Annotated in this window: 18 protein-coding genes; 7 read left to right on the top strand and 11 right to left on the bottom strand. The window is 53.8% G+C overall.

All coding sequences use genetic code 11. From position 1 onward, the window contains the following. Positions 1-229 precede the first annotated feature (229 nt). Positions 230-1,897 carry a DUF11 domain-containing protein gene (locus tag KIH39_RS17590; RefSeq protein WP_213494529.1) on the top strand — a complete coding sequence of 556 codons (1,668 nt, stop codon included), beginning with the start codon at positions 230-232 and terminating at the stop codon, positions 1,895-1,897. A 31-nt stretch (positions 1,898-1,928) separates the two neighbouring features. On the opposite strand, the gene KIH39_RS17585 is transcribed toward KIH39_RS17590, so the two are convergent. The 5 genes from KIH39_RS17585 to KIH39_RS17565 form a co-directional block, all read right to left on the bottom strand. Then, positions 1,929-2,165, bottom strand: a complete 237-nt coding sequence (locus tag KIH39_RS17585; RefSeq protein WP_213494528.1) for a hypothetical protein — start codon at positions 2,163-2,165, stop codon at positions 1,929-1,931. Positions 2,166-2,242: 77 nt separating this feature from the next. After that, positions 2,243-3,346 carry a Nif3-like dinuclear metal center hexameric protein gene (locus tag KIH39_RS17580; protein ID WP_213494527.1) on the bottom strand — a complete coding sequence of 368 codons (1,104 nt, stop codon included), beginning with the start codon at positions 3,344-3,346 and terminating at the stop codon, positions 2,243-2,245. Positions 3,347-3,362: 16 nt separating this feature from the next. Then, positions 3,363-3,644, bottom strand: a complete 282-nt coding sequence (locus tag KIH39_RS17575; protein ID WP_213494526.1) for a hypothetical protein — start codon at positions 3,642-3,644, stop codon at positions 3,363-3,365. A gap of 6 nt (positions 3,645-3,650) precedes the next feature. Further along, complete coding sequence (locus KIH39_RS17570) at positions 3,651-4,352, bottom strand: hypothetical protein (protein WP_213494525.1); 702 nt, start codon at positions 4,350-4,352, stop codon at positions 3,651-3,653. A gap of 50 nt (positions 4,353-4,402) precedes the next feature. Next, a complete protein-coding gene (locus KIH39_RS17565) occupies positions 4,403-4,801 on the bottom strand; it encodes a secondary thiamine-phosphate synthase enzyme YjbQ (RefSeq protein ID WP_213494524.1) in 399 nt (132 codons plus the stop codon). Positions 4,802-4,894: 93 nt separating this feature from the next. Here KIH39_RS17565 and KIH39_RS17560 point away from each other — a divergent pair, with 93 nt between their 5' ends. Both KIH39_RS17560 and KIH39_RS17555 read left to right on the top strand, forming a co-directional pair. Further along, complete coding sequence (locus tag KIH39_RS17560; RefSeq protein WP_213494523.1) at positions 4,895-5,659, top strand: LolA-like protein; 765 nt, start codon at positions 4,895-4,897, stop codon at positions 5,657-5,659. Next, positions 5,659-6,645 carry an RluA family pseudouridine synthase gene (locus KIH39_RS17555; protein ID WP_213494522.1) on the top strand — a complete coding sequence of 329 codons (987 nt, stop codon included), beginning with the start codon at positions 5,659-5,661 and terminating at the stop codon, positions 6,643-6,645. Before KIH39_RS17560 ends, KIH39_RS17555 begins: the two co-directional genes overlap by 1 nt. A gap of 48 nt (positions 6,646-6,693) precedes the next feature. Here KIH39_RS17555 and KIH39_RS17550 read toward each other — a convergent pair whose 3' ends face one another. Further along, positions 6,694-8,106, bottom strand: a complete 1,413-nt coding sequence (locus tag KIH39_RS17550) for a serine/threonine protein kinase (protein WP_213494521.1) — start codon at positions 8,104-8,106, stop codon at positions 6,694-6,696. A gap of 210 nt (positions 8,107-8,316) precedes the next feature. Between KIH39_RS17550 and KIH39_RS17545 the strand changes: the two genes are divergently transcribed. Next, the gene (locus KIH39_RS17545) at positions 8,317-9,354 is read left to right on the top strand and encodes an ABC transporter substrate-binding protein (protein ID WP_213494520.1); all 1,038 of its coding nucleotides are present in this window, start codon (positions 8,317-8,319) and stop codon (positions 9,352-9,354) included. A 96-nt stretch (positions 9,355-9,450) separates the two neighbouring features. Continuing rightward, positions 9,451-10,359 (top strand): 2-deoxy-5-keto-D-gluconate 6-phosphate aldolase domain-containing protein, encoded by a 909-nt coding sequence (locus KIH39_RS17540; protein WP_213494519.1) that lies wholly within the window; start codon positions 9,451-9,453, stop codon positions 10,357-10,359. A 101-nt stretch (positions 10,360-10,460) separates the two neighbouring features. On the opposite strand, the gene KIH39_RS17535 is transcribed toward KIH39_RS17540, so the two are convergent. From KIH39_RS17535 to secG, 5 genes are all read right to left on the bottom strand, one after another. After that, the gene (locus KIH39_RS17535; protein ID WP_213494518.1) at positions 10,461-11,891 is read right to left on the bottom strand and encodes a hypothetical protein; all 1,431 of its coding nucleotides are present in this window, start codon (positions 11,889-11,891) and stop codon (positions 10,461-10,463) included. Positions 11,892-11,971: 80 nt separating this feature from the next. Next, positions 11,972-12,232 carry a DNA-directed RNA polymerase subunit omega gene (locus KIH39_RS17530; RefSeq protein WP_213494517.1) on the bottom strand — a complete coding sequence of 87 codons (261 nt, stop codon included), beginning with the start codon at positions 12,230-12,232 and terminating at the stop codon, positions 11,972-11,974. Between the two features lie 8 nt (positions 12,233-12,240). Then, the gene (gene gmk / locus KIH39_RS17525; protein ID WP_213494516.1) at positions 12,241-12,810 is read right to left on the bottom strand and encodes a guanylate kinase; all 570 of its coding nucleotides are present in this window, start codon (positions 12,808-12,810) and stop codon (positions 12,241-12,243) included. A gap of 22 nt (positions 12,811-12,832) precedes the next feature. Beyond that, entirely contained in the window at positions 12,833-13,726 is an 894-nt protein-coding gene (locus tag KIH39_RS17520) for a YicC/YloC family endoribonuclease (protein ID WP_213494515.1), read from the bottom strand. Between the two features lie 30 nt (positions 13,727-13,756). Beyond that, a complete protein-coding gene (secG, locus tag KIH39_RS17515; protein WP_213494514.1) occupies positions 13,757-14,050 on the bottom strand; it encodes a preprotein translocase subunit SecG in 294 nt (97 codons plus the stop codon). A gap of 272 nt (positions 14,051-14,322) precedes the next feature. On the opposite strand from secG, the gene recD2 reads away from it, so the two are divergent. Together recD2 and KIH39_RS17505 are read left to right on the top strand one after the other, a co-directional pair. Beyond that, on the top strand, positions 14,323-16,587 hold the full coding sequence (gene recD2 / locus KIH39_RS17510; protein ID WP_213494513.1) for an SF1B family DNA helicase RecD2: 2,265 nt from the start codon (positions 14,323-14,325) through the stop codon (positions 16,585-16,587). Next, a complete protein-coding gene (locus tag KIH39_RS17505) occupies positions 16,584-17,051 on the top strand; it encodes a hypothetical protein (RefSeq protein ID WP_213494512.1) in 468 nt (155 codons plus the stop codon). The genes recD2 and KIH39_RS17505 overlap by 4 nt, the downstream gene beginning before the upstream one ends. The last annotated feature ends 7 nt before the right edge of the window (positions 17,052-17,058 follow it).

The raw sequence follows: 17,058 nt of genomic DNA, 5'->3' as shown, positions 1-17,058 counted from the left end.
CGTTTCCACTATGTGAATATTGATGATCTGATGACCTTTACGGTTAAATGCCTACATTTCTCAACTTGCCTGCCTTATCGGGGTTCAGCGAACCCGAGGAATTGGCTCCTCGGTTTTCTTGCGAATCTGGCGAAATTGAAAGTGACCTTTTCAGAAATTGCACAGGAGTGGTATGCTGGGCATACTGTTCTCGATTTCGGAATCCCCTGAGGTACCAAGGATGGCACCCGTGCGATTGACAACTCTGTTACCCTTGGTCGCCTTGCTCGCCCTGAGTTCGCGAACGTTCGCTGGCCAATTTCAGGAACCATCCAGGCTGCCCCGAAACGTTCTAGAAACTCCGGAGCCACCTCGAGCGGACTCCTCCGAAGAGCCCGGGGCCATTCAGCCGGTGGCCGGGCAGGTCCCGATGAATCCGGTTCCCAACAGCTCGCCCTTCACGGCTCCCAGCAGTTTCATGGGCGAGCAGTTGCCGACGCCCGCCGTTTCGCTCATGGTGATCGGCCCGGCGCATGCCCAAAAAGAAAAAGAGGTCAAGTATATCGTCCGCGCCTCCAACCGCTCGGCCGCCGATGCTTACGAAGTCTTCTTGATCTGCCCGGCCCCCAAAGGAACGACTGGAGTGAGTTACAAAATCGAAGGCAAGGAGGAAGGAAAGCCTCTGCCCCCGGATGGCCGGATCAAAATCGGAACTCTGAAAATGGGAGCCAGCAAGCAGGTGGAAGTGGTTCTGAAGCCGGAACCCGACGCTACAGATATCAAGTTCGTGAGCAAGGTTACCTTCGAACATGGCGTGGTGGTCCAGACAGCACTTTCGAAACCGGGACTGGTGGTACACAAAAAAGCCTCCTCGAAAATTATTCGTGGCGTGCCGTTCGCCTGCCGTCTCGAATTGCAGAACACCGGCAAAGTGACCATTAACGATATCCTGGTCGATGATATACTCGACGAGGGGCTCGTTCTCGATACCAAGAAAGCTCCTTCGCCAAAACCGGTGAAGGAAGACCTTAAAACGCTGTCGTGGAAAATCGATGTTCTGAAGCCGGGGCAGACGCGCGTCATCGAATATCAGTTGATCGCTTCAGGAGATGTGGCCAACAGTAAATATCAGGTCTCGGCAAACGGGGTTTCGAATGTGAACAACTGGTCGGTGAAGGTTACCGATGCCAAGCTGGATGTCGCTCTCTCTTCCGATAACCAGCGTGCGATGATCAACACGGCGACCCCTTACTTCGTGATGGTCAAGAATACCGGCACCGCCGAGTTGAAGAATGTGCTGGTGAACTGCAGTCTTCCCGGTGACGTCAAGGCCACGAGGACTTCCAGCGGAAGTCAAATGTTCCCCGACTCGGTTCAGTGGGTGTTACCCAGCCTGAAACCGCAGGAGGAAAAAAAGCTTCGTCTGACGGTGGAGGCGAGTAAAGAGGGTTCGCGGGCCATCACTTTCGCGGTGCGGGCCAATCCGGGACAGGATTTCCAGAAGACGATCACCACGGAGTTTTATGGCTCGCCGACTCTGAACTGGACCAGCGAGGGAACGACCAATTGTAAAGTCGGCGATGACATTACCGGAACGATCACCGTCAAAAATGGGGGGGATGGACCCGCTAAGAGAGTTACGGTTAAGATCGACCTGCCGCCGGAGATCGAGTTCCAGGAAGAGGCCACTCCCGCTCATTTCAAGGCCACGGCGAATGGAATTACGTTCGATGCACTCGATCTACCGGCTGGTAAAGAGCAGAAGTTCACCTTCAAAGCCAAGGCGAAAACGAGTGGGGAAGCGCTCTTCAAAATTTACTTGTGGGCCGATCATCTGGGCCAGCAGGAACCACTGCATCGGGATATGGTAACGAACATTAACGGAGGAGCCGCCGGATTGTCACCCGCGAAACCCTAAAGGGGGGCGGGTCGGCCTGCTAAAAGAAGTGTTATCGCCTCAGCATCACGTATCGCCAGTGCCGGGGCATATTCATTCGATAGCGATACTCAGCCATTTCATGTTCCGAAGGAGCGGGATCACTTTCCGTTTCTTTGACTTCAGCAACATTACCGGCCAGTTGCAGTTCTTGAGCGTGTGCGGATTTGTCGCCACTCGCCGTTCGTAAAATCCAGAACGCGAATATTCCCAGTCCCAGCAAGCCGGCCGTCCACTGACCTCTGCGCATAGTATCTCCCTCCTGGAGAATCGCCCGTTGTAACTGAACTTAAAGCAGAATGGGGGAAAATAAACAAGTTCAATCGATCAGGCGTAACGGAGCGGATCGGATTCGCACCGGCTGGGAAAGGCCTGAATTCCCGGGAATTTTCCGCTCAACCACTCGGCCAGTTGTTCGATGGCGGGCCGTTCGCTGGCATAGTGACCCGGCATCAGCACCACGATGCCGGCTGTACGGGCCGCCAGTAACTCATGGAAGCGCATTTCACCAGTGATAAATAGATCGGCTCTTTTTCGGAGGGCATCAGAGAGAAACTCTCCAGCAGCCCCGCAGGCGATCGCCACTTTTCGAATCGGAGTTTCTTGGCCGCCCACTATCTGGAGTTGCTGAACGTGGAATATTTTCTTGGCCAACTCGAACAGGCTTTCGAAAGGCTGCTTTTCCGGCAGGCAGCCGAGTCGTCCTTCCCCGGATCGCGGCGAAACGGTTTTCAGGGGATAGAGGTCGTAGGCCGGTTCTTCGTAGGAGTGCGCTTTGCACATGGCACTTACGATGCTTTCCAGCAACCGGGCCTGGCAAATCACTTCCAGGCGGATTTCCGCTACCAGTTCGAAATTTTCTTTTGCGCCTATCGTGGGATTACTCGCAGGCGAGCCTCGGAAGGTGCCTACGCCCGGCAGCCGAAAGCTACATTCGCTGTACTCGCCGATCTGACCCGCGCCCGCATCGAACATTGCCCTGGAGACGCGTTCCAGATCGGTTTCGGGGACGAAGACGACGAGTTTGTACTGATCGTTTCCTGTACGGATTCGCAGCGGTTGAATCTGTTCCAGACCCAGCTGCCGGGCGATACGGGCATTGATGCCATCGACGGCGTTGTCGAAGCGGGTATGCGGCGAATAGACCGCGATCCCGGCCCGAGCCAAACGCAGCAGCAGATGGCCATCGCGGTTCTGGCTGGAAAGATTTTTGATCGCTTTAAAGAGGATGGGATGGTGGGTGACTATCAGCTGCACATTGGAAGCGATTGCTTCCTCGGCGACGTCCCGGGTGAGGGTCAGGCAAGTCATGACCCGGTGGACTTCCAGCGCCGCATCGCCCAGAAGAAGGCCGGTATTGTCCCACTCGGCCGCCAGCGCCGGGGGCGCGAAAGAGTCCAGTTCTCGGGAAATTTGGTCGACGCTCGGCATGATTTCCGTTGCGGTTTTAATCGTCGCTGGATTCTTCGCGGCGAATGGGAATGCACAAAGAACCGACGATCAGGATGGCCGCTATGGCGGCTAGCGCGATGGAAGGCACCGGCATCAGCTTGTTGTCTTCACTTCCCGTCGGCGCCGGCCCGACATAAGTGGGCACCATCCCGGCCTCCACCTTGTTGGCCCCTTTATTTTCTCCCTTATCCCCTTTGGCATCCTGGCGCGCCGAAGCGGGGGAAGAGAGTGCGGCCAGAATGATTACGGCGAAAGCAAGTGCGATAATGCGTCGCATGGTCGATTAGTCTCCGGGTCGGCTGGTCAGTCGCTCCAGCATTTTTTTGGGATCGGCCAAATCGGGTAGGCCGTATTTGCGTTCCCGCTCGGCGTCTTTGAGTTTTTGTTCCGCCAGATCTTTCTTTCTCTGGGCCCGTCGTTTGACCCAACGTTCCATCAAAGTTTGAACCAGCACGCCGACGAGGGTGGAAGAAATCAGAATCGCATGAAAGAGTACGCGATTCTTTTCCGTCCAATCCGCCTGGGGCTGATTCTGAAGCAGCCAGCCGGCCCCGCAGTAAAGGGCCAGCAGGGTGCCGGAAAAACTGCTGATGGCCATCGTGCCGAGCCGGTAGAGCAGTACCGAAAACAGTCCGCCAACCAGGAAAGCCAGCCAGCGTTCCTGCCCTTCCGGAAAATAGTTCTGCACAATCAGAGCACACAGCACCCCGCCAATCAGAAAGGAGAGCAAGCGAGCCAGTTCGAGAGCCAATAGCCCGGCGCTGATGGCCAGGAGCAGTCCGAAAGCCAGCATGTGCCCACCGACGATTTGACCGGTCCGCAGGCCGGCCAAGCCGCCGATAATCGTGATCGTCAGAACCACCCAGAATCGATGCCAGCGCCAGCCGAACAACCAGACCAGCACGCCCACGGTCAGCCCGAAACCGAGCGCCGGCGGGGATAATTTGGCGGTCTCTGCCAGCAGATCGGCATCCAGCAGGTTCATGGGGGGAATTTCCGTTCCTTGAATTCTACTCTTACTTTACCGAGTTCGTCTCAACCTGCCATGCATTTGATGTGGACTTTTCGGGTTCGCGGGCCATCGAACTCGCAAAAATAAATTCCCTGCCAGGTTCCCAAAACCAGTTGGCCCTTTTCGACGATAATCGTCTCACTGGTGCCGACGAGGCTGGCCATAATGTGGGAATCGCTGTTTCCCTCGCCGTGCCGGAAGCCGGTTTGGAGCTGTGGAATGGTTTTCTGAATCCACAGTTTCATATCGTGAACGACGTCGGGGTCGGCGTTCTCGTTGATGGTTATCGCGGCCGTAGTGTGCAGGGTGTAAACGCAGACCAGCCCCGAAACCAGCCGGACCTCCTGCACGATTCGCTGAATTTCGGAAGTGATTTCCAGAAATTGAAACCGCGTCTGCGTCGAGAGAGTAATGGTATGCATATCCGCCTGAGAGTTTGTTTTTGCGGGATTTTCAAATGCCCGGTTTTATAATGAGAATATTCAAGTAAGAAACCTACCACCACAGGAGAGTTTATGATTCGCCGAGCGATCTGTTTATTCGTCGTCGGTGCGGTAAGCCTCGGACTGACGGCCCGAAGTTCCGCTCAAGACAAGCTGGATAAAGAAGCGGTTCTGAAGAAGGCAATCGAAGCCAGCGGGGGCGCGGAAGCCGTAAAGAAATATCCTGCCGCTCGCGAGAAGACCAAAGGTACCATCGAAATAAACGAGTTGGAAGTGGCCTTCACCTCCGAGTCGGTTTATCTGAATCCCGACAAGATGAAGACGATCGTTAACGTCGAATTCATGGGCCAGAAGGTCAAGATGGTGCAAGTGGTCAACGGCGATAAAATGCGCATGGTCGCCAACGGCATGGAAATGCCAGTGGATGAAGCGAATAAGGGCGAATTGAAAGAAAGCCTGATTCTGCATCAGATCGGACAGCTGACCCCGCTCCTCGAAGACAAAGCTTTCGAAGTCACCCTGCTGCCGGAAAAAGCAAAGGTGGCGGACAGCGAAGCTTACGTGGTACTCATTAAAGCCAAAGGTCTGAAGGATACCAAGATCTATATTGACACCAAGACCTACCTGGTAACCAAGATGGAAAAACGCGGTTTGAATACCGAACAAAAAGAAGGCAATCAGGAATATTTCCTGAGCGATTACAAAAAGGTCGACGGAGTGATGATGCCCATGAAGTCGAAAGTGCTTCACGACGGCGCCAAGTTCATGGAATCTACCACCACCGAACTCAAGCTACTCGACAAAGTGGAAAAATCCGAATTCGATATTTCCGACTGATGCCAACCTTTGCTTTTGAACGGGAAGACCGCCAGTTGACGCTGGCAGCCTTCTTGCGCCGAAAACTCTCCCTGTCCTGGTCGCAGGCGAAGACCCTTATTGAAACCGACAAGGTTTTCATTAATGGTCAAAAGTGCCGTCAAGTCGATCAGCGGCCCAAGATCGGCGCCCAAATCGAGGTGCGCGAACCCGCGCAGCACACTTCATCTCGACCCAGGCCCGTTGCTCCGCGCCCGGAACGAACGGCTCCCGTCTATGAAGGCCCCACCCCAAAGATCGTCTATCTGGACGGCGACCTGGTAGTCGTGGACAAGCCCGCCGGTCTGACCACCATGAGAGATCGAGAGGAAGCGGAAGAGTTTGGCGCAGGAAAGCGAAAGTTTCTGCCGGCGACTCTGGCGGATCTGCTACCGGGATTGCTCGGCGAACCCAACCACAAAGTAACGGCCGTGCATCGCATCGATCGCGATACCAGTGGTCTGGTGGTGTTTGCCCGGAATCGGCCCACTGCTCAGAAATTGGAAGACGACTTTCGGGCCCATCGTCTGGAACGCCGCTATCTCGCTTTGACGCGCGGAGTTCCTCCCGAAGGGCGGCTAGAAAGTTATCTGGTTCGCGATCGGGGTGATGGCCGCCGAGGAAGCGGTTCGGAATCGGCCGAGGGAGCTCAAAAAGCCGTCAGCTACTTCCATGTGCAGCAGACTTTCGGGGATTATGCGCTGGTCGAGTGTCGACTCGAAACGGGCCGCACCCATCAGGTCCGCATTCACCTGGGGGAAGCGGGCGCACCGCTTTGCGGGGAAAAAATTTACGATCGTCCACTTCATGGTAAGCCGGTTCCGGACGAGAGCGGAGCCACTCGTCAGCTGCTGCATGCGGCGGTTCTCGGTTTAACGCATCCCACAACGGGCCAAACTCTGAAGTGGGAGAGCGAACTGCCGACGGATATGCAAAGGGTGCTGGATCGGTTGATCGCGAATAGTTGAAGTACTATTTGGTACTGCGAGATTCAATTCAAGACTGTCAAGAAGAGATCAGCCGTTATCGAACTGGTGAGTGAGCGCCCGGATGCCAAGGACGGCGAGAATCAGAACGATAAGAATCACGCCGGTAAGTATCCAGTTCAAGTGATCGGCGTGCTTCAGTTTACGAATCGTATCGGTATTATTTACCGTCGTTTTGCTCTGATCGCCCGTTAAAGTGTTGGTGCTGGCGTTGCTGGGATCGTCTTCGAGGCTCGCCCAGAGTTCATCGATATCACTGGGGATCTCGATTTCGGTGGGTCGAGGCAGGAAGTTGCTGCTGCCGAGGGAAATTTCCGACTCCTGCGCCAGTGGCTTCACGTCAATCCAACTTCCCTGTTCCGGCTGTCCCAGCATAGAGAGCACGGCGGCCAGTTCCGCCCCCGATTGGAAGCGATCGTCGGGATCTTTGGCCATCAAACGTTCGATGATTTCGGAAATCACATCGGGAACGCTGGGGTTTACCTGTTGGGCGGTGCGAGGTATTTCCGTGGTGTGGCGAACCAGTTTTTCGAACGCAGTACCGCCGACAAAGGGGACCTGACCAGTAACTAGGAAATAGAAGGTACAGCCCAGACTATAGAGGTCGGAGCGGGCATCGACGGAATGGATATTTCGAGCCTGTTCCGGTGCCAGATAATCCGGCGTGCCCATGACCGACTGTTTATTGGTCAGAATGGTTTCGGAATTATCGATCGTTCCATCGTCGGAGGTCGACAACCGAGCCAAACCGAAATCGAGAATCTTGACTGTAAAACTGTTTGCAGCGGACTTACTGGTGTTCTTCTGGACGAGCAGGTTAGCGGGCTTGATATCCCGGTGTACCATACCCAGATCGTGGGCGAACTGCAGTCCCAGAGCAGCTTGCCGAATGAAATCGGCCGCCTGGGTCACGGGGAGCGGACCATGTTTTTTGACAAAGTCGCTGAGGTTCGGGCCATCGACGTACTCCATCACGAGATAGCAGCGATCGGCTATCTGATTGGCGTCGAAGGCGGTGACTATGTTGGGGTGATTGAGTTTCGCCGCCGCTTTGACTTCGCGTTGAAACAGCAGGCGAGCCCGGTCCGTTTTGGTCAGCTTGGGATCGAGAATCTTAAGAGCGACCACTCGGCTCATGGTCTGGTGTTCGGCTTTGAAGACCCGGCCCATGCCTCCCCGACCAATCTCTTCGAGAATGCGGTATTGTCCGAGGATGAAACCGTGGGTTCGACCGGCCAGCAGAAGTTCGGCCTGGAAGCGGGTGAGGTAGCCTTTTTCCACGAGCTCGCGCGCCAGAACCCGGCCCCGAGGAGCATTCGATAACCCACCGATGACGGTATCAAAGTCCTTGCCGTCCAATAGGCCGCTCAGCTTCAGATGTTCCAGGAATACATCCCGACTCATCTTCGGCAGCCGAATCGTTCTCGGAGATTGCTCCGCCATGCGGCAGTAGTCCTTGCCTCTAAAGAATTCTAAATAATCCCTTCGATTCTACTTTAATCTGAACGAGTTCCGATTCAAAAAGTTTCGAATTCTCATCGAATTGAAATCAAAAACACCAAACTCTCACAATTGTGAGGTGTGTTACTCCCATTGGAGAAATGGACTTCACCGCTAAATTAAGACTTGTTGAAATGATTTCCCGGAGTTCCTATGCGGTTTATTCGCTGTATTTTCCCACTTTTGCTAATTCTAGCGACCGGCTGCCGCGGTGGAACAAAGCCCGAAGCTATTGTGCTGGCTCAAATTTATACTGCGCCCGAAGAGTTGCGGGCCGTCGAATTTGCCCTGCAAGATCTGGAGAAGAAAGAGAAAGGATGGCCGCTGGGACGTCCGATCAAGGTTGTGGAAATCGAAGCCCGCTCGGAACCTTCGGATTTTGAAGCTCAAACGATTCGCGTGGCTCAGCTTAACAAGCCTCCGGCTATGATCGGCGCCAGCGTCGAATCGGAAGTGCAGTCGATGATACGCGGTCTGAGTTCGGAGCCGATTATCGCTCTGAGCCCGACGCGAGCGGAGCGTACTGTTACCCAACCGAATGTGTTCCATTTGTCACCCTCGCCGAAGCAGAGTGTGGATCTAATCATGGAATGGATCGGCAAACAATCTCCGCGGAAGAAGATTGCGTTGCGAGATAATAAGAGTGAAGATCCCCAGATACTTTTCGGAGATCTCCGTCAGCGGATCACAGATCACAGCGAACTGAAACTGGTCAACCAGGATTTTGAAATCCTGATTCTTTCGGGCGACCTTTTCGAAGTCACGGGGTTACTCGCGGGCGAAGATCCCAACTCCCGCTTCAAGACGCCAGCGAAGGGACTGCAGATTCTTTACCTGGGACCAATTGCCCTGGAGTCGGAAAACTTCAAACACCTTCAAACGCAGCTGAAAAAAGATGGAATATCGCTACACAATCTGAATTTCGAATCGTATCGGGCAGATCAGAAAGCTTTGGCCAAACGCTACCAGGACAAATTTGGTACCGAACCGGGAACGACTTTCTACGAAACCTATGCCGCCCTGGAGATCATCGCAGAAGCCATCGTACGCGCCAATCAGAGCAGCGCGGCCCGGATGCGGGAAGAATTATTGAAAAAAGAAAAGCCTTTCGAAACGATTTTGGGACCCGTCAGTTTCGAGGCCGATCAGAGTATCCGATATAGAAACGTCCAGATTGTGCCGTTGCCCTGAACGGAATCTTCGTAAGCATTTGGTGACTTCCCAGCGGCCGATGATCGCTGTTAAAATTCAGTTACTCGCCCAAGCGGTCACCCAGGAGATTTCGCCATGCAGCGAGGTTACGACAAGCCCCTTTACATCCTGCCTTTCGACCATCGGGCCACGTTCACTAAAAATTTGTTTGGCTGGGAAGAGCCGCTAAGCCCCGAGAAGATTGAAAAAATCGCTCAGGCCAAACGAGTGATCTTCGACGGGTTCCGGCTCGCCGTTGCAGAAGGCGTACCCAAGGATCGCGCGGGAATTCTGGTCGATGAAGAATTCGGTGCGGGCATTTTGAAAGATGCCGCACGAGAGGGGTATCTGACTGCTTGTCCGGCCGAGCAAAGCGGTCACGACGAATTCGATTTCGAATATGGGGATGATTTCGCCCGTCATATCGAAGCGATCAATCCTACCTTCTGCAAAGTTCTCGTCCGCTACAACCCGGGTTCGGATACCGGATTGAATCAACGGCAGATCAACCGACTCAAGACTCTGTCCGAATATCTTCATTCGACGAATCGCTGGTTTATGTTCGAATTGTTAGTTCCCGCTACACCCGAACAATTGCGAAAAACCGACAACAATTCCAAGAAATATGATCTGCAGTTGCGACCGCAATTGATGGTGCAGGCCATCGAGGAGTTGCAGAAGGGCGGAGTGGAACCGGATGTTTGGAAAATCGAAGGTTTAGATAAACAGGAAGATTGCCAGAAGATTGTGGCCGTGGCACGGCGTGAAGGACGTTCGCGCGTGGGTTGCATCGTTCTGGGCCGTGGGGAGAATGATCAGCACGTCGCGGATTGGCTGAGGATCGCGGCCTCAGTAAACGGGTTTATTGGTTTCGCGGTGGGTCGCACCACCTTTTGGGATCCGCTGAAGAATTTTTTGAACAATCAGATTCAGCGAACTCAGGCGGTCGAACAGATCGGCAATGCTTATAAGGGTTGGGTCGATCTTTTTGAAACCGCGCGGTGAGAAAATGATTATTGAGGAAATGTCACGGGCGAATGGAAACAACTTCGGGTGTTTCCATTCTGTTTCCCGATGGCTGAGAGAAATTACTCCGTGGCGGACGCTTAGGGGCCAGGTTTTGCAGCAGCGGCCGGACTATTGCTTTCCAGAGGTTCGAAATTCGATACGAAGCCTACGATTCGCCAATCTCTTGGAGGTGCAGTTTTAATGTAATCATTGGTCACCTCGGCCTTCAACGTCGGATCCTTCGAAGAATCCTGACGGAGCTTATAGCTCAAGGCGATGAATTCCGGATTGGTACTTTCCACAATGATTCTACCGGAACCAGCTGCTCCGGGCGGATTCGGCAAACTAAATTCGACAGGGAAGGTGAGACGGGTTTCTTTTTCAGAGGCACTAAACTCCGGGTACTTTTCTGTATTAGCAAATTGCTTCGAAGCGCCCGCTGGTCGTAATGTTCGGCTGGTAATAATCTGCTCGAACATTTTCAGTTGCTGGGGAGAGGGGGTCTTGTCTCCGCTCAGACGCAGAAATTCCTTGGAAAATTCCGGGGGAAAATGCCAGTTTTTCTCGATCCCAGCCAGCGTCCCACCGCTCAAGAGGAGTTGACCGGACAGATTAGCTTCATTTTTCGACATTTCCGCAATCGGCCGAGTCATCAGATAAGCGGATTCCAACTGATTGGAATTCAGCTTTTCCACGAATCGAATCGCAGTCGAGAAGGCCTCGCTACCGATGTCCTGATAAAGCTTGCCGTATGGGGAACGCGAGACCAATGTCACCGCCGCTTCAGCCTGGGGTACGTGTACCGACCACTGGCGACCGCGGATATTCGGACCTTCAAATCCCTTAAGTACCAGGGAAACTCCATATATCCCTTCCGGGCAAAGGATCTGGTAGCCCAACCGGAACTCATATCCTCGGGGCGTACTTTCCCAGCTTTGAACGCCCAGCGGCAAGTAATTAACTTCTCCCGTCGAGGAGTAACGATTGAATATGCGAATCAATTCGTTCTGGCGGAAACCTGCAGTCATCGGTTTGCCGAATTCCGCTTCCAAAGCTTCGGCATCATCCGAAGTTACGGAGGCCCTTCGGCCCGGATCGACTGTCAATAGAAATGCTGTGTTCCATTTGCCTTCTTTCATGGCATCCATGAATTTCTTGGCGGTCTCCTGAGATTGTCGACGAAGTGCAAAGTCGTTCGCCAGAATGTACATGGCAAACATCACCCCACCCACGATGGATAACCACCAGGCAATGTTGCAAAGTCCCAGTCCGACTCGGGTTCCTTCCGATTTTTTGATTTGCGATCGCCCGATGATCGAGAAGACCAAACCGAGCGCGGGAAGCAGCAATAGCTCCTGAATTAAAATCGGTTTTTTTGCTACAAACGCGGCAATCGTCAAAGCCAGAATGATTACCGTATACAGAACGGAGAACACCACGGCGGCAACCGCGAATCCGGAAACCGGTTTATAATTGAGTCGATCCCCTGAAGGACCGCCTAAAGGTGCTATTCGAGGTGAATCCGCCATCGAGTGAAACTCCGAATGCATCAACCGTTAAAGTTTTTCAGGCGCCTTGCTGGAAAAAATTGGCTCTCAGAGCCAATCGATCAGCCCAATTGTTCGTCAACTGCCCCTTCGATCGGCGGAAGATCCGATTCCAGGGTCTGGAGATTCCCTTCGGTATCCAGAAATATCTTTCCTTGCAGAATTTCTTCGACCACAATGGCCATGCGATCTTCAGTTCGCGTGCTTACGAGCGGTTTTGCACCCGTGTTCAAGGCCACCATGCGTTTCTGCATCAGCGTGGACAGCTTAAAGCGGCCGCCGACGCGATTCACGATTTCTTCTTCCTTCAATTCATCGATCATAATCACTCCTACCGGGATTCGGTAAAGCGTAGCTCTACCTCAGCCCGTATACGTTCTACGGTTTCATCCAGATTGTCGTTCACCAAAGTCAGATTGTATTCTTTCATCCGCGGAATTTCGGTCTGCGCCGCCCGCAATCGTCTCTGTATGGCTTCTTCCGTTTCGGTCCCCCGGCTGCGAAGTCGGCTTTCGTAAACGCTCAACGGGGCCAGCAGGAATACAGAAAAGGTATCCGTCAGCTTCTCCCGGACCTGCGCAGCTCCCTGGACGTCGATCTCCAGCACCACTCCAATCCCTTTATTCCGAAACGGTTCGACTTCCTCGATCAGCGTGCCGTAGTAATCCTTTTCGTAAACCCGGGCCCATTCGAGGAAGCGGTTCTCCCGGATACCCAGCTGAAACTGCTCGACGTTCCAATAGTGGTAATGTTGTCCTTCTTTTTCGCCTTTACGCGGGGATCGGGTTGTCGCCGATATCGACATTCTTAAAGGATACCGGCAGGTTTCCAGCAGACGCGCGATAACACTCGATTTGCCGATTCCACTCGGTCCGGAGATGATGATCGCCGGTGCCGTCATGCCGCGTTCCTTTTCTCGGTGTTTATTCCACGTTCTGAATCAATTCCCGAATATTCTCTAGCTTCGCTTTGATCTCCACCACCAGTCGGGAGATGGCGGAATCGCTGGCCTTCGAGCCGATGGTATTCACTTCCCGACCCATTTCCTGAACCAGAAATTCCAGTTTTCTGCCGGGTGAATCGCTCTCTTTTTCGATCACATTATCGAACTGAACCAGATGGCTGTCCAGGCGTGCAATTTCTTCGTTGATGTCGCAGCGGTCGGCAAACAGAGCGACTTCCCGGATCAGATTTTCCTCGGAAACCGCCACTTTCTCTTCTTTCAGAACGCTCGCCAGCCGGTCTTTCAACCGGTTTCGGAAAAGACCCACCACCCGTGGCGTCTGTTCGCGAATCGAATTCAACTGCTCGACGATGGCCGCACGCAGTCGTTGGAGCTCCAGGGCCATCGCCCGACCTTCTTCCACCCGCATCTGCTGCAACCGATGGACGGCTTGACTGAGCACATCCTCGAATAATTTCCATTCCGTCTCGGAAGGATGCCCCTCGAGGCTGGTCTCCTGAGCAACCCCCGGTAATTGCAGCACTCCAGGCATCAAAGCCGGAGCGTATTGAGGCATATTGGCCTGTAACAGAACCGATTCCACCTGTTTCAGGTAAGAGAGTAACGCAGTGGAATTGAGACGATATTCCCCTCTGCCATCCTGTCGATTGATGCGGACTTGGACGAGAAGAGTGCCTCGTTTGATGGTCCGGCGGATGACTTTTTCCACCTCCGCTTCCAGCAGAGGATAGGGATCGGGGCCTCGTACCGTGACTTTTAAATAGCGATTATTGACCGCGCGAAGTTCCACCAGAAGGGAAAACGAATCCCCTTCATGGCGAGCCTCACCGAAACCCGTCATGCTGTGGAGCACGGTCAATATATTCCAAAGGGGTTGCGCGAATCACTGCTGCGTGGCGATTTGTGCGGTTTCCGGATGCGCGCCATCGTATTTGGCCACCCGGACGTGCACCATCAGCGCCAGAACCCAAATTCCCGCAACAATAATGGTAAATTTGGTAAACTGGTCTCCAGCTTTTGCCCCGAACGCGCTGGATCCCCCCGCCGCACCGAAGGCTCCTGCCAGACCGCCCCCCTTACCTCGTTGGATCAGAATGACCAACATCAGGAATAAGCCCAGCAGAATGATGATAATATTCAGCAGGTGCGACCAGAACGAAGCAGCTAACAGTGACACCGGTATACCCTCGCGATCGAGAATCTGAACGGCTTCATGCCATTCGATTATTCATCAAACAGTAAGTGTAATGAAAAAGCGCATTTATGGACAGATCGCGCGACCTTCCCGCGACTCTGAAATCTCTATCATTGAAACTCGGAGACTCCCCCGTTACGCTGGGAAGGGAGTCCTATAATTTTATAGGTACGCTTACGATCATTCTAGCATTTGAGTATCTTTGCCGGTTGATTATGTTCAAGCAGACCAGTTAGACGCTCACAGAAAGACCCATGGCCAACCTATCGGGAACGATCGACCGCATTATCTTTCACAACAAGGACAACGGATATGTCGTTCTTCGCGTGCAGGCGGCCGGATTTCCCGATAGCGTCACCGTTGTCGGAAATCTGCCGACGGCTGTGGCCGGAGAGTTCATTGACGCCGAAGGAGACTGGATCGTCGATATGACGCACGGCCGGCAGTTCAAGGCCAATACCATTAAGACCACGCCCCCGCACACCATACAGGGAATTGAAAAATATCTGGGCTCCGGCCTGATTCAGGGAATCGGCCCTGCATTCGCCAAGAAGATCGTCGCTCATTTCAAAGAAAAAACGCTCGAGATCATCGACCAGTCGCCGACGCACCTCTCGGAAATCAAGGGGATCGGCCCTTCGAAGATGAATAAGATCCGCCGAAGCTGGGAAGAGCAGCGCGGTCTGCGCGAGATCATGGTCTTTCTTCAGAGTTACGGGATCGGTCAGGCACGAGCGTTACGAATCCACAAAATCTACGGTGATCGGGCCGTGGAGATGATCAAGCAGAATCCCTACCGGCTGACGCAGGATATCTGGGGGATCGGCTTCAAGACCGCCGATGAAGTGGCGCGCAATTTGGGCCTGCCACTGAATTCGCCGCAACGAGCTCGCGCCGCCGTGCGGTTTGTGTTGCAGGAATCCTCTCAGAACGGACACGTCGGCTTTCCCGAGCCGCGCGTTCTCGAACAAGCGAGTGTGCTGACCGATATTCCTTCTGAGATTCTGCAAAGCGCCATCCAGGCGGGAATTCAGGATGATGAGTGGATTCGGGATCGACCGAAGCCGGAAGATCTGGCGGAAGCCTTCCGCAACGATGACATGTCGGCCGGCAGCCAGGAAAACGACGCCTGGTTGTTCCTGAAGCCCCTGTTTCTGGCCGAGAACAGCATCGCGAATTCCCTGCAAATTCTCCGGCAGGGAGAACATCCTCTACCCGATATCGACAGCGAAAAAGCGATGCAATGGGTCGAAGAGAAAATGGGAATTCAGTTTGCGGAATCCCAGAAGGAAGCGATTCGTTCGACTTTCACGGAGAAAGTGATCGTCATTCGCGGGGGGCCGGGGGTAGGGAAGACCACGATCGTTCGCGGTATCATCGAAATCTTCCAGGCTAAAAAATTGACCGTGGCCTTGGGGGCTCCGACTGGACGTGCGGCCAAGCGATTATCCGAATCCACCGGGCAAGAGGCCAAGACGATCCATCGCTTACTCGAATATGATGCCGGTCTGCTCGGCTTCGTTCGCGATCGGGACAATCCGATTGACTGCGACTTGCTGGTTGTCGACGAAGCTTCAATGGTCGATGTGACTTTGATGCACCATCTTTTGCGGGCTATCCCTCCCTGGGCTTGTCTGGTGATCGTCGGTGATGTGGATCAGTTGCCTTCCGTTGGTCCGGGATCGGTGTTGGCCGACCTCATCGCCTCCAAAACCATCAAAGTCGTACAACTCAAGGAGATTTTTCGCCAGGCGGCCGAGAGCCATATCATTCGCGCGGCCCACGCCATCAATAGCGGCGAAGAACCGCAATCTTCGCCACCCGGTACCGGCGATTTTTACTTCGTTGAAGCTAATGAACCGCCCCAGATCATCGAGAAGATGGTGGCCATGCTGACGGAACGCATCCCGGCCAAATTCGGGCTGGATCCCAAGCGGGATGTGCAGGTCCTTTCGCCGATGAACAAGACCGAACTCGGCGTTCGCAATCTGAATCAAGTGTTGCAGGAAGTTCTCAACCCCCGTTCGGATACCAAGGTCGAACTGGAAAGGTTTGGCGTAACATTCCGCGTGGGAGATAAGGTTCTTCAGACTGAAAATGATTACACCAAAGAGGTATACAACGGCGACATCGGTATGATCGTCGATATCGACGAGGAGTACCGCGAACTGTTCGTACAGTTCGAAAACAAGGAAGTGAAGTACGAGTATTCCGAGCTCGATTCGCTGGTCCATGCGTTTGCTACGAGCATCCATAAATCCCAGGGAAGTGAGTTTCCGGCCGTAATTATTCCCCTTCATACACAACATTTTGTCATGTTGAAGCGGAATTTGCTTTACACGGGCATCACGCGCGGAAAAAAATTGGTCGTCGTGGTCGGGAGCCGGAAAGCGTTGTGGCTGGCCGTTCGTTCGGTCGATTCCACGCAGCGATATTCGATGCTTCGCTGGCGGTTGAAATCTCCAGGCTCTCAGAAACTCGAACCCCGGCAGCGTCTGAATTACGAGGTCCGGCCATGAGCAAGCGTTCGGCGTCGGAGTGGGAGCTTTGGGAGAGACAACTGGCCCAGGAAGGCTACGAAGAAGCCTGGCGCGGTATCCAGTGCTTTTTTCGATGGATCGAGATACGGGCCGAGAATGGCCATGCGGTACCCAGTTTTCTCGTCGGACTCGAAGAGGATGTGAAGCACTCCTCCCTGTTGCGAAGACTCATTTCCGGGAAGGAACCACTGCCGGAGGCTCCTCCGGAATCCTTCGGCCAACCCTGGTACGAACTGATCGAAAATGGACGAGCCATTGCCACCGAAGTAGAGCCCTGGGAATGGGCCCCCGAAAAAAAATTGACCATCAATAAGGGCGTCTGGACGATTGTCGAAAAAATTAACGAAGCGGATTATCTCGTCTGCTTTCGCGAGCCCGGCGATCGATTTCGCATCTCTCGCGAACGGGATCATTGGTTGATCAGTCGACAGATCAAAGCGTGAGCTTCCG

Origin of the sequence: Telmatocola sphagniphila, from assembly GCF_018398935.1 — a bacterium.
Taxonomy (GTDB): domain Bacteria; phylum Planctomycetota; class Planctomycetia; order Gemmatales; family Gemmataceae; genus Telmatocola; species Telmatocola sphagniphila.
This window is presented reverse-complemented; position numbering and strand designations above follow the sequence as displayed.

Bases quoted from the DNA above. Each gene is read 5' to 3' on its own strand.
- KIH39_RS17585 (WP_213494528.1), bottom strand. From the start codon at position 2,165: ATGCGCAGAGGTCAGTGGACGGCCGGCTTGCTGGGACTGGGAATATTC.
- KIH39_RS17580 (WP_213494527.1), bottom strand. From the start codon at position 3,346: ATGCCGAGCGTCGACCAAATTTCCCGAGAACTGGACTCTTTCGCGCCC.
- KIH39_RS17575 (WP_213494526.1), bottom strand. From the start codon at position 3,644: ATGCGACGCATTATCGCACTTGCTTTCGCCGTAATCATTCTGGCCGCA.
- KIH39_RS17570 (WP_213494525.1), bottom strand. From the start codon at position 4,352: ATGAACCTGCTGGATGCCGATCTGCTGGCAGAGACCGCCAAATTATCC.
- KIH39_RS17565 (WP_213494524.1), bottom strand. From the start codon at position 4,801: ATGCATACCATTACTCTCTCGACGCAGACGCGGTTTCAATTTCTGGAA.
- KIH39_RS17560 (WP_213494523.1), top strand. From the start codon at position 4,895: ATGATTCGCCGAGCGATCTGTTTATTCGTCGTCGGTGCGGTAAGCCTC.
- KIH39_RS17555 (WP_213494522.1), top strand. From the start codon at position 5,659: ATGCCAACCTTTGCTTTTGAACGGGAAGACCGCCAGTTGACGCTGGCA.
- KIH39_RS17550 (WP_213494521.1), bottom strand. From the start codon at position 8,106: ATGGCGGAGCAATCTCCGAGAACGATTCGGCTGCCGAAGATGAGTCGG.
- KIH39_RS17545 (WP_213494520.1), top strand. From the start codon at position 8,317: ATGCGGTTTATTCGCTGTATTTTCCCACTTTTGCTAATTCTAGCGACC.
- KIH39_RS17540 (WP_213494519.1), top strand. From the start codon at position 9,451: ATGCAGCGAGGTTACGACAAGCCCCTTTACATCCTGCCTTTCGACCAT.
- KIH39_RS17535 (WP_213494518.1), bottom strand. From the start codon at position 11,891: ATGGCGGATTCACCTCGAATAGCACCTTTAGGCGGTCCTTCAGGGGAT.
- KIH39_RS17530 (WP_213494517.1), bottom strand. From the start codon at position 12,232: ATGATCGATGAATTGAAGGAAGAAGAAATCGTGAATCGCGTCGGCGGC.
- gmk (WP_213494516.1), bottom strand. From the start codon at position 12,810: ATGACGGCACCGGCGATCATCATCTCCGGACCGAGTGGAATCGGCAAA.
- recD2 (WP_213494513.1), top strand. From the start codon at position 14,323: ATGGCCAACCTATCGGGAACGATCGACCGCATTATCTTTCACAACAAG.
- KIH39_RS17505 (WP_213494512.1), top strand. From the start codon at position 16,584: ATGAGCAAGCGTTCGGCGTCGGAGTGGGAGCTTTGGGAGAGACAACTG.